Source organism: Bradyrhizobium jicamae (genome assembly GCF_001440395.1).
Classification (GTDB): Bacteria; Pseudomonadota; Alphaproteobacteria; order Rhizobiales; family Xanthobacteraceae; genus Bradyrhizobium; species Bradyrhizobium jicamae.
Genome location: NZ_LLXZ01000069.1, coordinates 1 through 17,660, shown reverse-complemented (window position 1 = coordinate 17,660; position 17,660 = coordinate 1). Strand labels below are relative to the sequence as shown.

General features: G+C 63.9%; 18 protein-coding genes. 10 read left to right on the top strand and 8 right to left on the bottom strand.

All coding sequences use genetic code 11. The features are described 5' to 3' along the window. Nucleotides 1-299 precede the first annotated feature (299 nt). Both CQ12_RS11240 and CQ12_RS11235 read left to right on the top strand, forming a co-directional pair. Nucleotides 300-647, top strand: a complete 348-nt coding sequence (locus CQ12_RS11240) for an Hpt domain-containing protein (protein WP_057835384.1) — start codon at nt 300-302, stop codon at nt 645-647. A 132-nt stretch (nt 648-779) separates the two neighbouring features. Next, nucleotides 780-1,100, top strand: coding sequence for a 2Fe-2S iron-sulfur cluster-binding protein (locus CQ12_RS11235; protein ID WP_057835376.1), 321 nt, complete (start codon nt 780-782; stop codon nt 1,098-1,100). A gap of 14 nt (nt 1,101-1,114) precedes the next feature. On the opposite strand, the gene CQ12_RS11230 is transcribed toward CQ12_RS11235, so the two are convergent. Together CQ12_RS11230 and CQ12_RS11225 are read right to left on the bottom strand one after the other, a co-directional pair. Continuing rightward, nucleotides 1,115-2,224: an alpha/beta hydrolase family protein gene (locus CQ12_RS11230; protein ID WP_057835375.1), complete on the bottom strand. Its 1,110-nt coding sequence runs from the start codon at nt 2,222-2,224 to the stop codon at nt 1,115-1,117. Beyond that, entirely contained in the window at nt 2,221-2,676 is a 456-nt protein-coding gene (locus tag CQ12_RS11225; protein ID WP_057835374.1) for an acyl-CoA thioesterase, read from the bottom strand. Before CQ12_RS11225 ends, CQ12_RS11230 begins: the two co-directional genes overlap by 4 nt. 157 nt (nt 2,677-2,833) lie before the next feature. Here CQ12_RS11225 and CQ12_RS11220 point away from each other — a divergent pair, with 157 nt between their 5' ends. Both CQ12_RS11220 and CQ12_RS11215 read left to right on the top strand, forming a co-directional pair. After that, nucleotides 2,834-3,862 (top strand): NAD(P)/FAD-dependent oxidoreductase, encoded by a 1,029-nt coding sequence (locus tag CQ12_RS11220; RefSeq protein WP_057835373.1) that lies wholly within the window; start codon nt 2,834-2,836, stop codon nt 3,860-3,862. A 115-nt stretch (nt 3,863-3,977) separates the two neighbouring features. Continuing rightward, nucleotides 3,978-4,580, top strand: a complete 603-nt coding sequence (locus tag CQ12_RS11215; protein ID WP_057835383.1) for a DUF2147 domain-containing protein — start codon at nt 3,978-3,980, stop codon at nt 4,578-4,580. Nucleotides 4,581-4,610: 30 nt separating this feature from the next. Here CQ12_RS11215 and CQ12_RS11210 read toward each other — a convergent pair whose 3' ends face one another. Further along, nucleotides 4,611-6,608 carry an SGNH/GDSL hydrolase family protein gene (locus CQ12_RS11210; RefSeq protein WP_057835372.1) on the bottom strand — a complete coding sequence of 666 codons (1,998 nt, stop codon included), beginning with the start codon at nt 6,606-6,608 and terminating at the stop codon, nt 4,611-4,613. 88 nt (nt 6,609-6,696) lie between these two features. Beyond that, the gene (locus CQ12_RS11205) at nt 6,697-7,761 is read right to left on the bottom strand and encodes a lysylphosphatidylglycerol synthase transmembrane domain-containing protein (protein WP_057835371.1); all 1,065 of its coding nucleotides are present in this window, start codon (nt 7,759-7,761) and stop codon (nt 6,697-6,699) included. Between the two features lie 385 nt (nt 7,762-8,146). Between CQ12_RS11205 and CQ12_RS11195 the strand changes: the two genes are divergently transcribed. Continuing rightward, nucleotides 8,147-8,653: a YciE/YciF ferroxidase family protein gene (locus tag CQ12_RS11195; RefSeq protein WP_057835369.1), complete on the top strand. Its 507-nt coding sequence runs from the start codon at nt 8,147-8,149 to the stop codon at nt 8,651-8,653. A 324-nt stretch (nt 8,654-8,977) separates the two neighbouring features. Next, a complete protein-coding gene (locus tag CQ12_RS11190) occupies nt 8,978-11,380 on the top strand; it encodes an EAL domain-containing protein (protein WP_057835368.1) in 2,403 nt (800 codons plus the stop codon). Nucleotides 11,381-11,395: 15 nt separating this feature from the next. Here CQ12_RS11190 and CQ12_RS11185 read toward each other — a convergent pair whose 3' ends face one another. Continuing rightward, entirely contained in the window at nt 11,396-11,830 is a 435-nt protein-coding gene (locus CQ12_RS11185; protein WP_057835367.1) for a hypothetical protein, read from the bottom strand. 71 nt (nt 11,831-11,901) lie between these two features. On the opposite strand from CQ12_RS11185, the gene CQ12_RS11180 reads away from it, so the two are divergent. Both CQ12_RS11180 and CQ12_RS11175 read left to right on the top strand, forming a co-directional pair. Beyond that, the gene (locus tag CQ12_RS11180) at nt 11,902-12,507 is read left to right on the top strand and encodes a hypothetical protein (protein ID WP_057835366.1); all 606 of its coding nucleotides are present in this window, start codon (nt 11,902-11,904) and stop codon (nt 12,505-12,507) included. Between the two features lie 94 nt (nt 12,508-12,601). Continuing rightward, nucleotides 12,602-13,210, top strand: coding sequence for a YdcF family protein (locus CQ12_RS11175; RefSeq protein ID WP_057835365.1), 609 nt, complete (start codon nt 12,602-12,604; stop codon nt 13,208-13,210). 2 nt (nt 13,211-13,212) lie between these two features. Here the strand turns inward: CQ12_RS11175 and CQ12_RS11170 are convergent, their stop codons facing one another. Then, complete coding sequence (locus CQ12_RS11170) at nt 13,213-14,553, bottom strand: aminotransferase-like domain-containing protein (RefSeq protein WP_057835364.1); 1,341 nt, start codon at nt 14,551-14,553, stop codon at nt 13,213-13,215. A 175-nt stretch (nt 14,554-14,728) separates the two neighbouring features. On the opposite strand from CQ12_RS11170, the gene CQ12_RS11165 reads away from it, so the two are divergent. After that, nucleotides 14,729-14,965 carry a DUF1127 domain-containing protein gene (locus CQ12_RS11165; protein ID WP_057835363.1) on the top strand — a complete coding sequence of 79 codons (237 nt, stop codon included), beginning with the start codon at nt 14,729-14,731 and terminating at the stop codon, nt 14,963-14,965. A gap of 169 nt (nt 14,966-15,134) precedes the next feature. Here the strand turns inward: CQ12_RS11165 and CQ12_RS11160 are convergent, their stop codons facing one another. Together CQ12_RS11160 and CQ12_RS11155 are read right to left on the bottom strand one after the other, a co-directional pair. Continuing rightward, nucleotides 15,135-15,560 carry a universal stress protein gene (locus tag CQ12_RS11160; protein WP_057835362.1) on the bottom strand — a complete coding sequence of 142 codons (426 nt, stop codon included), beginning with the start codon at nt 15,558-15,560 and terminating at the stop codon, nt 15,135-15,137. Between the two features lie 159 nt (nt 15,561-15,719). Then, nucleotides 15,720-16,274 (bottom strand): SixA phosphatase family protein, encoded by a 555-nt coding sequence (locus CQ12_RS11155; RefSeq protein WP_057835361.1) that lies wholly within the window; start codon nt 16,272-16,274, stop codon nt 15,720-15,722. 95 nt (nt 16,275-16,369) lie between these two features. On the opposite strand from CQ12_RS11155, the gene CQ12_RS11150 reads away from it, so the two are divergent. Next, on the top strand, nt 16,370-17,660 hold a 1,291-nt coding region (locus tag CQ12_RS11150), incomplete at its 3' end, for an NAD(P)/FAD-dependent oxidoreductase (RefSeq protein ID WP_057835360.1).

Below are 17,660 nucleotides of genomic sequence, written 5' to 3'. Positions count from 1 at the left end.
ACATCCGCAAACATCCTATTGGGTGAGCGATACGAATGAAATGGCCGCGATTAAGACATTCTTAATCATCGTTAACAGCTTTGTTCCATAAGGCCCTAAGGATACACAGGTTTCTGGAACCGGATCGCAGATCAAGTCTGATTGGTGTCTAAAATATGTCGAAACTGGGGATAATTCCGGGAACGTTCCGTTAACCGATGCCGTGATTGGCTCTGCGGCATGCCCCCGGAGCCAGAATCAGTGCGGCGGGGCGACCCGGAATCAAGGCCATGCCGCTTCCTCTCGAACGGATTGAATGGATGCCATCGCCACCGCTGGCGCCCGGCGCTGGGCCGATTGATTTCGACCATCTCCAACGCATGACGCTCGGCGATGCCGGGATCGAGCAGGAGGTGTTGACGATGTTCGCGGCCCAGTCGTTGCAACTCGTACACACGCTCGCTGCGGTCCCTGCGGATGCCGGTGCGCTGGCGCACACGCTCAAGGGCTCGGCCCGCGCGATCGGCGCCTTTGACGTCGGCGATGCCGCTGCCCGGCTCGAGGCGGTGATCGCCCGTGGCTCAGACGTCTCGGCTGCGCTCGCCGAACTCTGCGAGGCGGTCGCGCAGGCGCGGGAAGCGATCGAGGCGGTTCTGCGCCGTTCCTGAGCGGAAACCGGCCAAAACCTTCGTATAGTCCCTCGTTCAAGGTTTTCGTCCCGACCGCTGGCGCTGTACGGATCGACCCGTTATACGAACTGCCGGGACCTTTCCTCAGATATTCCGGCAGTACGAGCGATCATGGCCAAAATCCACTTTGTCGACCACACCGGCGAAAAACGAACCATTGAAGTCGAGAACGGCGCGACCGTGATGGAAGCTGCGATTCGCAACGCCATCCCGGGCATCGAAGCCGAATGCGGCGGCGCCTGTGCCTGCGCGACCTGTCACGTCTATGTCGAGGAAGCCTGGCGCGAGAAGGTCGGCGCGCCGACTCCGATGGAAGAAGACATGCTGGATTTCGGTTTCGACGTGCGGCCGAACTCGCGCCTGTCATGCCAGATCAAGGTGAGCGACGACCTCGACGGCCTCGTGGTGTCGACGCCGGAACGGCAGGCCTGAAGTCCGGACGACGTTCAGCGCGATCCGGCATTGGCGGTCTCAGTGAGATGGTCGTCGACCGCATATAACGCGCAATCCGGCGCGTATTCCGCGCAGGCGGCAAGCGCCGCCTCCGCCGCTTCGCGCGCCGACCGCCGCGCGCTCCGGAAAGCAAAAGCTCCCTTTGGCGAGACGGCAAACGCCCGGTGCGGGCTCGCCGAAAGATAATCGGCAAATCCTGCGCGCCCCTTGTCGCGCAGTTGCGGCGGCGGCGGAATTGACGATGGCGCCGGCATCGCGGCGATGTCGCGCGTTCCGAGATTCTGATCGCGCAGGAAGCCATCCACCGCCGATGTCCAGAGCGGGATGCCACGCGAAAACAGGAAATGCCCGTCCTCGCCATGTGGCGGGAAGTCGACCAATTGGGCCCGGCCGCCGGCGTCGGTAAAGCCGGCGTACATTCTGCGCACCAGTTCTGGCCCGAAGAACTTGTCGTTCTGCGCATAGATCCACAGCGTCGGAATTCGCGACGTCCTGCCGAGCGTGGCGAAGGCGCGGACGAGGGCATCCTCGTCGCAGACCTCGTTGTTGGCGCGCGAACCGCGGCCGCCGGCAAAGTTGATCGCAGCGACGAGACCCGGCGGCGGATCGGCGGTCAGCGCCAGTGATGCGAAACCGCCGGCGGAGACACCGACGGCGATCATGCCGTCGGTCGAAACGTCGGTCCGGCTCCTCATGGCCTCGATCGCCGCCCGCAAATCGCTCGCCGACGCGCGCGCCGCCCGCATGTAGTCGCGCCGCTCGCACGGGCCGCTGCTCTCGGCATACTGGCCGCCGGAATCGCCGTAGCCCCGGCGCATGAAGACCAGTGCCGCAAAACCCCGCCGGGCGAATTCGAGCGCCTGCCGATAGGATCCGTACGGCGACATCGGCGCCCGCGCCATGCCTTCGCGCGGCGTGCCGTGGCTGATCAGGGCGAGTGGATAGCGCCGTGCGCCCGAAGGCCTGAGCAGCATCGCTTCAAGTCCGCGCGGACCCGCGGCCTCCATCGGAATACGCAGCTCCTCGCGATGATATTCCGCTGCCGCAGCATATCGTGGCGTGATGCTCGCGACCACAAGCAGGAGCAGCGCGGCCCACCTCATCCGGGATCCACGCCATGGCGGATCCACGGCGCAAATTTCGCCTTCAGCTCAGGCGTCAGCGGCACCGGCTTGCGCGTGGCTTCATCGATCAGGACCGTGATCGCGCGCGCCGAGGCTACGCATCTGCCTTCGGAAAACACCACCTGGTCGAAGCTCACCGAGGTGCGGCCGAATTTGGCGACGCCGAGCCCCAATTCGATCTTGCCTGGCCAGTGCAACTCGGCACGGAAATGGATGTCGATCCGCACCATGATCCAGCCGAGCCCCTCGGGCATCAGCCCGTAGCTGCGATCCTTCATCAGCGTGACGCGGCCGGTTTCGAAATAGGTCGCGTAGACCGCATTGTTGACGTGCTGGTTGGGATCGAGGTCGGCAAAGCGCACATTGTCCGACAGGCGATAGGGAAAATCTTCCAGGCGCGGGGTCGCGTCGGGACGCAAAGGGGCGTTCACGGGGCCATCTCCGAAAATCTCGCTCCCTTACAGCCCACTTGTCGAATGGCGGCAAGGGGTTGCCGCGGCCGGGAACGCGATATTTGGCTTCCCTGTTGCCGCCGCCTTGGCTAGACAGATGCGGCCTTCCCGACAGTTTAACCGAAAAGAAGCTGATATGAGCGAAGCGATCAAAACAGATGTGCTGATTATTGGCGCGGGTCCGTGCGGACTGTTCGCCGTCTTCGAACTGGGCCTGTTGGACATGAAGACGCATCTGGTCGACATCCTCGACAAGATCGGCGGCCAGTGTGCCGAGCTCTATCCGGAAAAACCGATCTACGACATTCCCGGTATTCCCTTCGTCACCGGGCAGGGCCTCACCGACGCGCTGCTCGAACAGGTCAAGCCGTTCGGCCCGACCTTCCATCTCAACGAGATGGTCGAGACGATCGAGAAAATCGGCGATCCGCTGTTCCGCGTGACGACCGATGCCGGCAAGGTGTTCGAGTGCAAGGTGGTGGTGATTTCCGCGGGCGGCGGTTCGTTCCAGCCGAAGCGTCCGCCGGTGCCGGGCATCGAGGCCTATGAAGGCTCTTCGGTGTTCTATGCCGTGCGCAAGATGGAGCAGTTTCGCGACAAGAGCATCCTGATCGTCGGCGGCGGCGATTCCGCGCTCGACTGGACACTCAATCTGCATCCGATCGCCAAGCGCGTGACGCTCCTGCACCGGCGCGATGATTTCCGCGCTGCGCCCCACAGCGTCGAGCAGATGCGCGCGCTGGTGGCGAGCGGCAAGATGGATCTGAAGATCGGTCAGGTGACGTCGCTCGAAGGCGAGGGCGGCAAGCTGTCTGGTGCCGTGATGAAGGGCAACGACAACGCGATCTCGAAGGTCGAGTGCGATACGATGCTGCCGTTCTTCGGCCTGACCATGAAGCTCGGTCCCGTCGCGAACTGGGGCGTCGCGCTCGAGAACAATCTGGTGCCGGTCGACACCGCCGCGTTCGAAACCAACGTGCCGGGCATCTTCGCGATCGGCGACATCAACACCTATCCCGGCAAGCTCAAGTTGATCCTGTCCGGATTCCACGAGGGCGCGCTGATGGCGCAGAAGGCGCACCGCTACGTCTATCCGGACAAGCGGCTGGTGTTCCAGTACACCACCTCGTCGTCGAGCCTGCAGAAGAAGCTCGGGGTGAGCTGAGTTCCCAAAAATGTCAGGCGCGGTGCTTGGTTAACGCGACGATCGCGACTGGAACCGTCCGCGAAATGGCCTTAGTCTGCGGCCATTCATTTAGGGAATTGATCAGGTGATGACGATGCGCAAGCTGACCGGATTTCAACTGATACTTCCGCTCGTGATCGGGCTCGCGTTTACCGGTGAACTCGCCGCACAGACGGCGGAACCTTCTGCGACCGGCCTTTGGCAGAAGGTCGAGAAGGGCAAGCCGGTCGGATGGTTCCTGGTGGTCGATCGCAACGGCCTGTTCGAAGGCGCGTTCGCCAAGCTTTTTCTCGAGCCCGGCGATCCGCCCAATCCGGTCTGCTCGAAATGCACCGACGATCGGAAGGACGCGCCGTGGCTCGGACTCTCCTTCATTCGCGACATGAAGCGTGAGGGCCTGAAATACGAGAACGGCAACGTGCTCGATCCGCGCGACGGCAAGATCTACAAGGCCAAGATGACGCTGAGCCCGGATGGGCAGACGCTGACGATGCGCGGTTATCTCGGCATCTCGCTGCTGGGCAAGGATGAGGTCTGGACCCGTCTGCCGGACACGGAGTTGGCGCAGGTCGATCCCGCGATCATCGCAAAATATCTGCCGGCACATGCCGCGGCGATGAAACAACCCACAGCAAAGGCGCCAGTGGTCAAGAAGGCCACGACGCCGGCCCCCGTCGCACCGGCGCCTGCCAAATAGCAAACGCGCTTTCGAAGCTGCACCGCCTTGCTAGTTTAGCCCGCCGCTGCGGCCCGGTGGCCGCGGCGCATTCTGCATCTGTAGCTGTGCCGGCGGTGCGATCGGCTGCGAGGTGACTTCAGGCACCGCTGCGTCGAGCTGCAGCACGGCGGCGGCGGCCGGCGTGGCGGCATCCGCCATGGCGGCGTGGCCCTCGGCGCTCGGATGGACTGCGCCGCCATAGACCGCCGATAACACGCCCCACGTTGCGTCGTGGATATCGGACGGCTGCTGCGACGTCGGCAAGCCTTGCGGGTAGGTCATCGCCGCGAAATAGCTGTCATTGGCATCGCGGATCCAGCGCGCGCGGGGCGAATAGGCGCGGTACTCGCCGGCGCTGCGGCTGCACAGCATCGGCTGGTTGGCGGCCGTGACGATATCGGGATCGAAGCTGTCGCCCTTCGCCGAAAAGCACTGCCGGTCGAATTCGGGATCGCTTTCGGCGCGCGCGCAGAAGCCGTGGCTGGCAAAGGCGGCCTGATGGCTGTCGACAAAGGTCATGCGGTCGGTGCGCGGATTGCGGCACAGGATGCCGCCCTCGCAGAGCGCCAGCCCTCGTAGCTGCGGCAGGAATTCGTTTTCGACGAAGTTCGAAACGGCGGTCAGCCGCTGCGGCTGGGCGTTGAAGGAGGGATGAATGTCGAAGCCGCCGCGTCCGCCGGGGCAGGGCGCACCGCCATTCGCAAGCGTCGGATTGGCGTAGGAGGTGTAGACGACCCGCGACAGGTCGCCACCGACAAGGGGCTTGAGCGCCTCGCGTAGCTTGGCAAAGCCCTGCGGCAGGTCTCGCGCCATCGCGCTGCGTGCATCGTCGACCGACGCCATCACGCCGCTGCGCCGAAACAGTGCGCGTTCGGTTGTATTGTCCACGATGACGTCGGCGACGAGACCGGAGAAATAGATGTCGTTGGCGCCGATCGACAGCAGCACCAGGTCGAGCTGGCGGTCCGCCTGGCGGCGCTTCGCGGCGGCAACGGCGTCGCGCAGTTCAGCCAGCTGTCCGTTGACGGTGCCCTGGCATGCGCCGCCCGCCTTCGTCGGCAGGCAGTCGCGGGCGCGCTGCGAGCCGAACAGTCCATCGGCGATGGTGGCGCCGGTGCAGGCCAGCGGCAGATAGGTCACCGCGATGTGCGGATATCTGATGGCGAGCGCCAGTGCGGTCCGGGTCTGATAGCTGTAGAGCGAACGGTGGCAGGCGGGATTGAACCAGAGCGCGCTCTGCCGCTGCCAGACCGACAGGGAGTCGGGCGCCTCGCAGGCGCGTCCGCCTTTGTAGTTGGCGCGGCTCGGCCGGTAATATTGCGCGGCCGCCGTTCCGAGATAGGAGCGGAAGCAAAAGCCTTCATCGGCGAGCGCAATCGGGCGGTCCGGATTTCCCTCGCCGGAAGCGATGCTGTCGCCGAGGCCCGCGATGAAGATGTCGCGCACCGCGATCTCGGTGAAAGCCCGCTGAGTGCCTTCCGATGAGGATATGTCGGCGGTCACGACCGTGGTGCGGCCATAGCGGACCCGCAGATTGACCGGTTCGGCGCAGTCGAAGGTGGACGTTTGCGGGCCGTCGCCGTCGTCGACCGTCCAGGCGCAGGTGGCGCCGACCGGCACCGGGCCCGTCAGCCGGATCACGACGGGGTGGTCGATCGGCGTCAGATAGCTTTCCTTGACGTTGTCGCGCATGCAGGGCTCGCTGACGCGGCCGGCGAGATCGATGCAGAGCCGGTTCACGGTGTTGCGCGCCCAGCCGCGACCATCGCTCTGGATCGCCAGCGCCTGCTCCGACGCCAGCACGCTGCGGCCACGCCCGGCTTCGGCATGCAGCAGGAAGTCCCGCTCCTCGCGGAACAGGCGGAAACGGTTGCGCACTTCCCAGGAAATCTGCAGCGGCCCATAGCCGCCGGCGGTCTGGGCCTGCGCAACGGATGCGGGCACGCCGACCAGCCCGGCGGCGATCAGCGCGACCGACATCATCGAACGTATGAGAATTCCAGCCATGGCGCCGTTTGACGTTAGCGGTAAGGCAGAAATAAGAGAATGAGGCAGCTCCGGCCCAAAAGACCAGACGGCGCAGATAACGACGGCGTTACTGGCCGCGGGATTGGCGGCCCTCGACACGTTGCCGCACCCTGGCCTTGGCGGTGCAGGCTTCGCTAAGCCGGCGGCGTTCCAGCCAGGGCTGCACCACGCTGAGCCAGAGTTCGCGTGTCCCCATGATCCAGATCGAGATGCCGAACGGGATCAGGAAATAGAGGATACGAAACACCACCAGCGTCGCGAGCAACTGTTCCTTGCCGAACTGCGGCAGCGCCACCAGCATCGCCGCATCGAACACACCGATGCTGCCGGGCGCGTGACTGGCAAAGCCGAGCAGCGTTGCCAGGATGAACACCACCGCCAGCGAAACGAAATCGATATGCGGCGACATCGGCATCAACAGATACATTGCCAGCGCGCAGAAGCCGAGATCGACGACGCCGATCAGGACCTGCAGCAGCGTCAGTCGCGCCGAGGGCAAGACGACTTTCCAGCCGTTCTGCCCGAGCTCGCGGCGGCCTTTGCCCATCAGCAACCAGACGAAATACGCGGCGATGCCGGCCAGGCAGCCGATCGCGATCAGCCGGTTCATCGCCGGCGGCAGCAGGTCCATCGCCGATGCCGCTTCGGGATGCCAGGCCATGCCGCAGCCGAGCACGAACAGATTGCCGAGCCAGAAGGTGAGGCCCGAGAGAAAGCAGATTTTTGCGACATCGATCGCGCTCAGGCCGTAGTCGGAATAAATCCGGAATCTGATCGCGCCGCCGGTAAAGACGGTGGCGCCGATATTGTGGCCGATGGTGTAGCTGGTGAAGCTTGACAGCGCAGCAATGCGGTAGGGGACGTGGTTCTTGCCAATGGTTCGCAATGCGAAGAAATCATAGAAGGTCAGCGTGCAGAACGCACCCACCACGCACAGCGCCGCCAGCGCGATCCGATGCGGCGCGATTTCGGTCAGCGCAGTCAGAATCACCCCGGTATCGACACCCTTGAGAGTGTGAACCAGATGGGTGATCGCAAGAGCTATGATGAGAAGACTCGCAGCGATTCCCAGCCGTTTCCAGCCGATCTTCTCCTTGAAGCCGCGCCTGAGCGCGGTCAGCAGCCGATGCATTCATCCTCCCGGCGGGGCGGCAATACGTAAAGGTGGGCCTGTCACGGCAGGTGACAGTCGACGGGCAGAGGCGCCGTGCGCGAGAACCCATAAGCCAAAACCGGGCCGTTGTGCAGCCCTTGACAAGCATGCCTTTTGGCTTCGTTCGCCGTCTTTGTCATACGCCCTACATAAGTCGCTGCATTAACGATTTTGAGTCGCAATGAGGTCCGTTTCTGCGGGCTGTTTTTGTCGCAGGTCCCCTCGTTCCATCGCGACGTTTTCGGGGCCTTTTAGGAACATCCTTTTTGCGCGCCGGTTAGCCTGCATCATCAAATCGAACACAAGCGCGCAACCGGCCTGGATGAGGCCCGCTCTCGCGTGTTCCAAACGGAGAACGACCGCAATGGGACTCTTCACCAGAGACATCAAGACGATGAACGATCTGTTCATCCACCAATTGCAGGACATCTATTACGCCGAGAAACAACTCGTGAAGGCGCTGCCGAAAATGGCTGAAAAAGCCACCGACAAGCAGCTAAAACAGGGCTTTTTGACGCATCTCGACGAAACCAGAACGCATGTGCAGCGCCTCGAAGAAGTGTTCCGCATGCACGGCGCCGAGGTGAAGGCGGTTGATTGCCCGGCGATCGACGGCATCATCGAGGAAGCCGATGAGGTCGCGGGCGAGATCGAAGACAAGGCTGTGCTGGACGCAGCGCTGATCAACGCCGCGCAGGCCGCCGAGCACTATGAAATTACCCGCTATGGCAGCCTGATTGCGTGGGCACGGCAGCTTGGACGCAATGATTGCGCCAGCATCCTGCAGCAGACGCTCGATGAGGAAAAGATCACCGACAAGAAGCTGACCTCGCTGGCGGAAGGCAAGGTCAACCTGCGCGCCGCAAGCTGATCATCGCCTGGGTTGAGGCAAAACGCCGCGCGGGAAAATATCTCGCGCGGCGTTTTTTTGCGCGGGCGGCCGGCGGCATTCATGCTTCGATATCCAGCGAAATGTCCGGTTGAGCGGACGTCACGGCGCTTCGCGGGCATTTTCGTCGCATGAAAGCGATTCGGAAGCCGAAACCGTGATGTTTGCTAACGCCAGTTAACCATCGGCGCGCTGCGGCCGGTTGGGTTCCAAAAGTTTTGTTCACCATCCGCACAACCGGATCGCGACGGTTACCTCAAATATACGAATGGGACCGTTGTTACAGACTGCTGGGGAGAGTCTGTAATGTACCGCGTCTTAACTTGCCTCGCGACTGAACATGACTGGCGCCTGGTCTTATTGGCCGGCACCATCTGCTGGCTCGCCAGCGCCGTCGCCATCAGCCTGTTTCATCGCGCCAGGGCATCGCGCGGCCGAACGCGCGCGGTCTGGATCGCTCTCGACGCGGCTGTCGGAGGCTGCGGAATCTGGGCGACGCATTTCGTCGCGATGTTGGCTTACGACCCGGGCGCGGGCGCCGGATACAGCATACCCGTCACCTTGTTGTCGCTGGTCTTCGCGATAGCCATCGTGGCCACCGGCCTTTGCATTGCGTTGTCCAGTTCGCGCCAGTGGGTGGTTGGCCTTGGCGGCGCCGTCATCGGCGGCGGTGTCGCAGCGATGCACTATACCGGCATGGCGGCGCTCGAGCTGCCCGCATTCATTGTATGGTCGCACGGCCTCGTGTTGGCCTCGATCGTGTTTGGCAGCCTGTTCGCGGCCATCGCGCTTCTCGTCGCCGTACGCCGTGACAATCCCGTCCATACCGTGGCCGCCACCGGGCTGCTGACGGTTGCCATCGTCTCGCATCACTTTACGGCAATGGGCGCCGTCACGCTGATTCCCGATCCGACGCTGGGCACCGACACGATGTCGATTTCCCCGACCGCATTGTCGTTCCTGACGGCGGTCGCAGCCTTCGCCATCCTCGGCCTGTCGCTGCTCGCGGCGATGATCGATCGCCGCGCGAAGGGCGAACTCCACAGTCAGAAGGTCCTGCTCGATACCGCGCTCGATAACATGTCGCAGGGGCTTTGCATGTTCGATGCGGATGGCCGCATCCTGCTCAACAACCAACGCTATGCCGAAATGATGGGACGGACCGGCATGGCGCTTCAGGGCCGTTTGCTGCTCGACGTGCTTCGGCAGCAGAAGGCGGTCAATCGCTGGGACGGCGATCCCGATCAGTTCGTCGCCAGCGTGATTGCCGCGGCCAAGGCCGGCAACAGCGTGACCAGGACGTTGACCCGCAACGGACGGTCGATCCGCGTGGTCGATCAACCCAAGAGCGGCGGCGGGTGGGTCGCGACTTTCGAAGACATCACCGAATGGCAGCAGGTCCAGGAACAGATCTCGCACATGGCGCGCCATGACGCGCTGACCAACCTGCCGAACCGGATACTGTTCCGCGAGCAGCTGGAAAAAGCCTTGCGGCTCGCCAAACGCACCGATCAGCTCGCGGTGCTCTGTCTCGACCTCGATCATTTCAAGGACATCAACGATTCGCTCGGCCATCCCGTGGGCGATGCGCTGCTCAAGCAAGTCGCGCGCCGTCTCGGTGATTGCGTCAGCGAGAACGACACGGTGGCACGGCTCGGCGGCGACGAATTCGCCATCGTGCAGTTCTGCCACGATTGCGATCCGTCCGCCGTCGCCTCGCTCGCCAGCCACGTGGTCGAGCAGGTTTCCGCGCCTTACGAGATCGCCGGCCACCAGCTCGTCATCGGCGTCAGCATCGGCATTTCGCTGGCGCCGGAGGACGGCAAGAATCCCGACGAACTTCTCAAGAAGGCCGATCTCGCACTCTATCGCGCCAAGGAGGACGGCCGCGGCACCTATCGTTTCTTCGAGACCGGGATGGACGCCCGCGCGCAGGCGCGGCGGCTGCTGGAACTCGACTTGCGCGCGGCGCTGCAGCGCAACGAATTCGAAGTCTATTACCAGCCGATCCGCGACGTCGCCAAAGACGTCGTCGTCGGCTTCGAAGCCCTGGTACGCTGGAATCATGCGCTGCGCGGCATGATCTCACCGGCCAACTTCATTCCGCTGGCAGAGGAAACCGGCCTGATCGTGCCGATCGGCGATTGGGTGTTGCGTCAGGCCTGCATGGATGCGGCCCGGTGGTCGCGGGATGTCGGCGTCGCCGTCAATCTCTCGCCGGTGCAGTTCAAGAATCCCAATCTGGTCCTGACGGTGAAGGAGGCGCTGAAAGCCTCCGGTCTTCCGCCGCAGCGGCTCGAGCTCGAGATCACGGAATCGGTATTGCTGCAGAACAGCGAGGCCACGCTTTCGGTTCTGCACGAGCTTCGCGCCTTCGGGGTGCGGATTTCGCTCGACGACTTCGGAACCGGATATTCGTCGCTCAGCTACCTGCGCAGCTTCCCGTTCGACAAGATCAAGATCGACCGCTCGTTCGTCACTGAACTCGCGACACGGGATGATTCGATGGCGATCGTCCGCGCTGTGACCGGTCTCGGCAAGAGTCTCGGCATCGTCACCACGGCGGAAGGCGTCGAGACCGACGAGCAGTTCGACCTGTTGCGCCAGGAAGGCTGCACGCAGGCGCAAGGCTATCTGTTCAGCCCGCCGCGTCCCGCAACTGAAGTGGAAACCATGCTGTCGAAGGCACGCGCGCAGGCCGTCGCCTAGCGCAAGCCCTGTTGCTCAGGCCGTGCGCAGCGCGAAATGCGCGCCGCAAAACGCCATCACCGCGCCGAGGCACAGGGCTGCGAGGCCGGCGAGCACGCCCGATACGGTCGGAACCGGGCTCGGCGCCGAGGCGGCCTGTCCGGCGCCGGCGAGGATCAGCACGCCGACCACGATCAGGAACTGCCGCATCCGTTGCGGAATCTGTCCCGAAGCCGCGCCGTGCATCAAATTGGCGGTGAAGTAGCCGCCGGAAAAGCCCACGGTCGCAATCAGCCACCATGCGATCGCTGCGCCCGCGGGCATGAATTCGCCGGTATTGGACCGCCACAGGCCGCCGAGGTCGAGCCCGTAACGCGCGCCCAGCATGTGCACGGCCAGCGCCAGCAGCACTCCGGAAACAATCGCGCCGGCCAGAATCAGGCGGCGCGGAAAATAAGTCGTCTGGGCCATGGCCCGCTTGTAAGGTAAAGCCGGCGCGCCGCGCAAGCAGGTGGCCCCCAAACGTCACGGATATTTTGAAATTGCCGACATCACTACCGAACCAGGCAACGGACGGCGAGGGCGCACGCACGCTCAGCTACGCCTACAAGGCGTCGTTGGTCTCGTCGGCGCAACAGTTCGAACTGACGGATTCCGGATTGTCGTGGCGGATCGGCAGCCGGTCCGGCGTATGGCCCTATGCCGAGATTGCTTCGATCCGCCTGTCGTACCGACCGATGTCGATGCAGACCCGCCGCTTTCGCGCCGATATCAGAAAAATCGGCGGCGGAAAGATCGCCATCGTTTCGACGAGCTGGCAGACGGTCACATTGATGACGCCACAGGACCAGGGCTACCGCGCCTTCATCACCGAGCTGCATCGCAGGATGAAAGCAGCCGGCAGCAAGGCGTCCCTGGCCGGCGGTATCGGGACGGTGACCTATGGCGCGGCGGTTGTGATGCTGGCGTTACTGGCCATCGCCATGGTCGGGCTTCTGGTGCGCGCGCTGGCGACGTCCGAATTTACCGGCGCGCTGTTTCTCGTCGGCATCGCCATCTGGTTTGCCTGGACTATCGGCGGCTTCATCAAGCGCAACCGGCCACGCCGATATACGTTCGACGAATTGCCCGAGACATTGCTGCCGTAACCGGCTTCGCAATCAAGCGACACGGAACGTGATTTCGTCAAAGGCCGCAGGGCGCGGCACTCTGTGCGTCGTCTCTGGTAGCAGGCGAGATGCCGTGACCACCTCAACGACGCGATTGCCGACGGAAGCGGAAATTGCCGCGATCAATGCGCGGCATCTGATCGAGACGCCGCTGCGGCCGGCCGATCTCCTGTTCGTGTTCGGCACGCGCGAGGAGGTCGACCAGCGCGTCGACGAAGCCTGCCGGCTGTGGCGGGAGGGATATTTCCGCTGGGCCATCGTGAGCGGCGGTGTGACGCCGGGATCGGACCGGTCGGAATGCGCCATCATTGCCGATGCCATGATGGCGCGCGGCGTTCCGGCCGACATCATCCTGAGAGAGGATCGCGCGGTGAACACGGGCGAGAACGTGATCTTCTCGCTGCCCATCATCGACGCCGCGCTTGGGCTCGGCAACATCCGCAGCGTGATCTGCCTCGGCAATACCTGGACGGCGCGCCGCTATCCGATGACGCTGCATCGGCACTGGCCGGAAGTGGAGAAGATGCTGGTCACGGTCGATACGTTCGAAACGCCGCGGGCGCTTTGGCACACCGACGTCGAATTCAGCCGCCGCATGCTCCGTGAATGGGACAAGATCGAGCCCTACAAGGCGAGGGGCTTTATCGCGGAGTGGCCGGCGGGCGAAACCGGCGACCGATAGCGCTATTCGGTCGTATCGACGTCTTCCTTCGCCGTCAGCATTCCCGAGAGCGTGCGCAGCGCCAGATCGAGCTGTTCGGTGCTGGGGGCGCCGAGGGCCAGGCGGACGGCATTGGGGGCATGGCCGGGAGTTACCGCAAAGGTGGTCGAGGGCGTCAGCGCGATGTCGCGGCGGGCCGCGGCCGCGACGAATGTCTGCGAGCGCCAATGCTGGGGCAAAGTGAGCCAGAGATGGTAGGATTTGACGTTGGCCTGGATTTCGAAGCCGGCGAGGTATCTGGCCGCCATCTGCTGGCGCCGCGCCGCATCGATCCGTTTCAGGCGTGACAGTTCGGCGACCGTGCCATCAGCCATCAGCCGTTGTCCGGCGGCAAAGGCGAATCCGGAAGCCGTCCATCCGCCCGATCGAACGGCGGCCATGATGCGCTCGCGCAGGCGCGGCGGCGAAACGATGAAGCCGAGCGCGAGGCCGGGTGCCACCTTCTTCGACAGGCTGTCGAGCGTGATGCAGCTATCGGGCGCGAGTGCGGCCATCGGCGTTTCTTCGTCGAGAAAGCCATAGACCGTGTCCTCGATCACGGTGAGGCCGAGCTTCTCGACGACGCGGAGCAGGTCGGCCCGGCGCGCCTGCGGCATGGTCATGCCGAGCGGATTTTGAATCGTCGGCTGAACGTACAGCGCCGACAAATGCGCTTCGCGGTGCGCCTTCTGCACCGCATCCGGGCGAACGCCGTTCTCGTCCATCGCGAGCGGCACCAGCGTCACGCCGAGCCTGGCGGCGATGTCCTTGATGAAAGGATAGGTCAGCGCCTCGACGCCGCAGCGGCCGCCGCTCGGTACCATCGCCGCCAGCGCCGCGGCGATGCACTGCCTGCCGTTCGCGGTGAAGACGAGCTGATCGGGAGCCGGGGTCCAGTCCTCGCGGGAGAGAAACTCGGCGGAAATGGTCCGCGCCGCCAGCGTGCCTGTCGTGGTCGAGTGCCGCAACGCGAGATCGAGCACTTCGGGGCGTTCGAGCCCCGCAAGGCTTCTTGCGATCATTACCGATTGCGTCGGCAGTATCGGGTAGTTCACTTCGAGATCGATGCGCGCGCCGCGCGGCTCGGTCGGCATGGCGACGCCGCGGCGCGTCTCGCCTGAGACGAACGTGCCGCGCCCGACTTCGCCGACCACCAGGCCACGCCGCAGCAGCTCGGTGTAGACGCGGCTCGCCGTCGAGACCGCGATCTTGCGCTCGTAGGCGAAACTGCGCTGCGGCGGCAGGCGGTCACCCGGCTTGAGCGCGCCATTGGCGATCTCGGCGGCGACGGTATCGGCAAGCTTCAGGTACTCGAACTTTGACATTATTGCACCGAGAGCAATGTTTTCCTTGCACCGAGGAATGTATCGGATCATTTTGAACCCATCAAGCCTGAGATTGCACTGAGAGGGGTGCAAGCAATCGGATCAATAGGCACAAGCGCATTCGGCGTTTGCGTCGGCGGCAGCGGTTTGCCGCGCAACAGCAAGGAGAAGAACGATGACGACGATATCCCAGACGGCAGGCCAGCCTGCGTCCCGAAACGCGCGGACCGGATTTTTCCGTCTGCTCGGCGGCTGGGTGAACGCCATCGTCACCCATCTTGCGCATCGCGAAGCAATCAAAACTCTGAGCGAACTGGACGACCGCGCGCTCCGCGACATCGGCGTCGAGCGTAGCCAGATCGATACGGCCGTGCGCGGCCTGATTGATCCGACGTTCGGGCGGACGATGTGAGGCATTTGGATCAATGATTTGACGCCATCGGCCCGGTCGAAGACCGGGCCGATTTTTTTTTCAGGAGCGCTCCGGCAACGCCCGATCAGGCGAACCGCAAGAGTGGTTGCGGCAGGGCGGTCCTACTTTGCATGGGGTTGTTTTCGATATTTTGTGTTGGGCACGCCAATTAGTGCCGCACCACCAGCACCGAGCACTTGGCATAGCGCACGACATGGCCGGCATTGGAGCCGAGGAAATAGGTCCGCATCGCCGGCCGGTGCGAGGTCATCACGATCAGGTCGGCCTTGATCGCGGCGGCCTCTTCGAGGATCTCATGATAGATGCCGCCTTTTCGCACTGCGGTGGAAATGCGCGGCGCGGCGATGCCGGATTCCGACGCGACAATCGATAGCGCTTCCTCCGAGGTGGCGCGCTGCTGGGCATCGAAATCGGCCGGCACATATTCCGCCAGCATTACCGGTGTCATCGGCAACACGTTGAGCAAGCGCACCGAGCCGTTCCAGGTCTGTGACAGCGTTGCGGCGGTCGCGATCGCGGGCTTGGCCAGATCGGTATCGGCCAGATCGATCGGCACGAGAATCGACTTGAACATCTGCGCCTCCGGCTACCGGCCGTTCCGGTTCCGAATTGTCAGAACCCAACGCCAGCCCATTGTTTTGACGTGTTTTCTTTTACGCGAACTTGTTGCTAATTCGCTCGAAAACAGGTCATGGCCAGTTTAGCATGGGCAGGCCCGGATGTCCGCGCGGGCTCAATCGTCCAGCGCCTGCTTCAGCAGTTTCGGGCTGGTGAAGCGAACGAGCTTGCCGCGGCGGAACGCCACCTCGCTCCAGTCGTCGGTCGCGAAATCCAGGATGGCAAGGCCAGCGGTTGGCAGATTGCCTTCAAGCGCCTTCTTCGCCGCGGCGTCCCCGCTGCCGGCGAGCATCAGTGCCAGCTCATGCATGCCGGGATTGTGGCCGATCAGCATCAGCCGTGCCGGGTCGGTGACGTCAGCCATGCGGATGATCTGCAGGAGCTGCGTCGGCTCGGCGCCGTAGAGTTCGTCAAGCAGTTCGACCTGCGGCTGCGGCAGCCGTTCCCGCACGGCATCCTTCATCGCATCGCGAGCGATTTCCCAGGTCTGCCGCGCCCGCACGGCGGTGGAAACCAGAACGGCGTCGGGGAGCGGCGGATGTTGGCCGATCCAGGTTCCAATGGCGGCGGCATCCAGCCGGCCGCGCTCGTCGAGACGGCGGTCCTGGTCATGGCCCGAAGGCGCGTCATGTTCGGTCTTGGCGTGACGCAGCAGCATCAAACGGCGCATGGGCGCAATCTCGATTCGGTCTTAGTCTGGACTAATCTACAAGCTCATGTCCCGGACAAGGTGACAAGCGCCGCGGCGGTCCGTTAAGAAACGCTATGCCCGAGACTTTCACAAGTGCGACCAACGGCCCCGATGACGACGCGCCTTTTCGCTCGCGTCTCTCATTCGACCTCGATGTTGACATTTGCGTGGTGGGAGCCGGCCTTGCCGGTCTCACGGTAGCGCTGGAGGCCGCGCGGCGCGGCGCCAGCGTCGCCGTGCTCGAGGGACGGCATGTCGGCTGGAACGCGTCCGGTCATCAGCTCGGCACGGTGATGCCGGGTTACAGTCTTCCGATCGGCGACCTGATCGAGCGCGTCGGCCTCGAGGACGCACGCGAATTGTGGGCGCTGTCGAAGGAGGGCGTCGATTACGTTCGCGCTGCCGCGACCGACGAGGCGATGCCGGGCATTGCATTGAGCGAGGGGGCGCTGGAGGTCTCCAATGTCGACGCCGGCGAAACGCTGATCAGCCGGCTGCAGATGCTGAGCGAGGATTTCGAGACCGAGGTCGAGGGGTGGCAGGTCGATCGCGTTCGCGATCAGCTGGGCACCGGGCGTTATTTCCACGGCGTCTACTATCCGCGCGCGTTCCAGATCGACGGCCGCAAATACATCCACGGCCTTGCCGCGCAGGCGAAGCGGGCGGGGGCGCGCATCTTCGAGGATACGCCGGTCGTCAGCATCGATCCGTCGGGCATTCGCAAGCGCATCGTGACGCCCTCGGCGCGGCTGCGTGCCTCGCATATCGTGCTGGCCGGCAACGTCCACCTCGGCGCGCCGTTGCGTCGCCTGTCGGAGACGTTGCTGCCGGTCTGGCGCTATGCCGCGGTGACGGAGCCGCTCGGCGAGCGGCTTGGCGAGGTGATCGCCTTCAGGGGATCGGTAACCGACAGCGACGGCATCGATCATTTCCGAATCGTCGACGGCGACCGGCTGATGTGGGCGAGCCCGGAAACCACCTGGGAGGCGCGGCCGCACCGCTTTGGCCCCGCCATCCAGCGCCGCATTGCGACCGTTTTCCCAAAGCTCGGCAAAGCCCCGATATCGCAGGTGTTCGGCGGTGCAGTCGGGGTGACCGTGCATGGCATGCCGCAGATCGGCCAGCTCCGCAAAGGGCTGTGGGTCGCCAGCGGCTTCGGCCGGCAGGGATTGAACACTTCGGCGATGGCAGGGCAGGTGATCGCGCGCAGCATCCTCTGGGGCGAGGACCGCTGGAAACTGTTCTCGCCGTTCGAGCTGGTCTGGGCGGGCGGCGCCACCGGCCGCGCCGCCGGTCATCTGATCGGCCTGTGGGCGCGGGGCCAATCCGCCGCGGCGGGCGCGCTGGCCCGTTACCGCGAAGGCG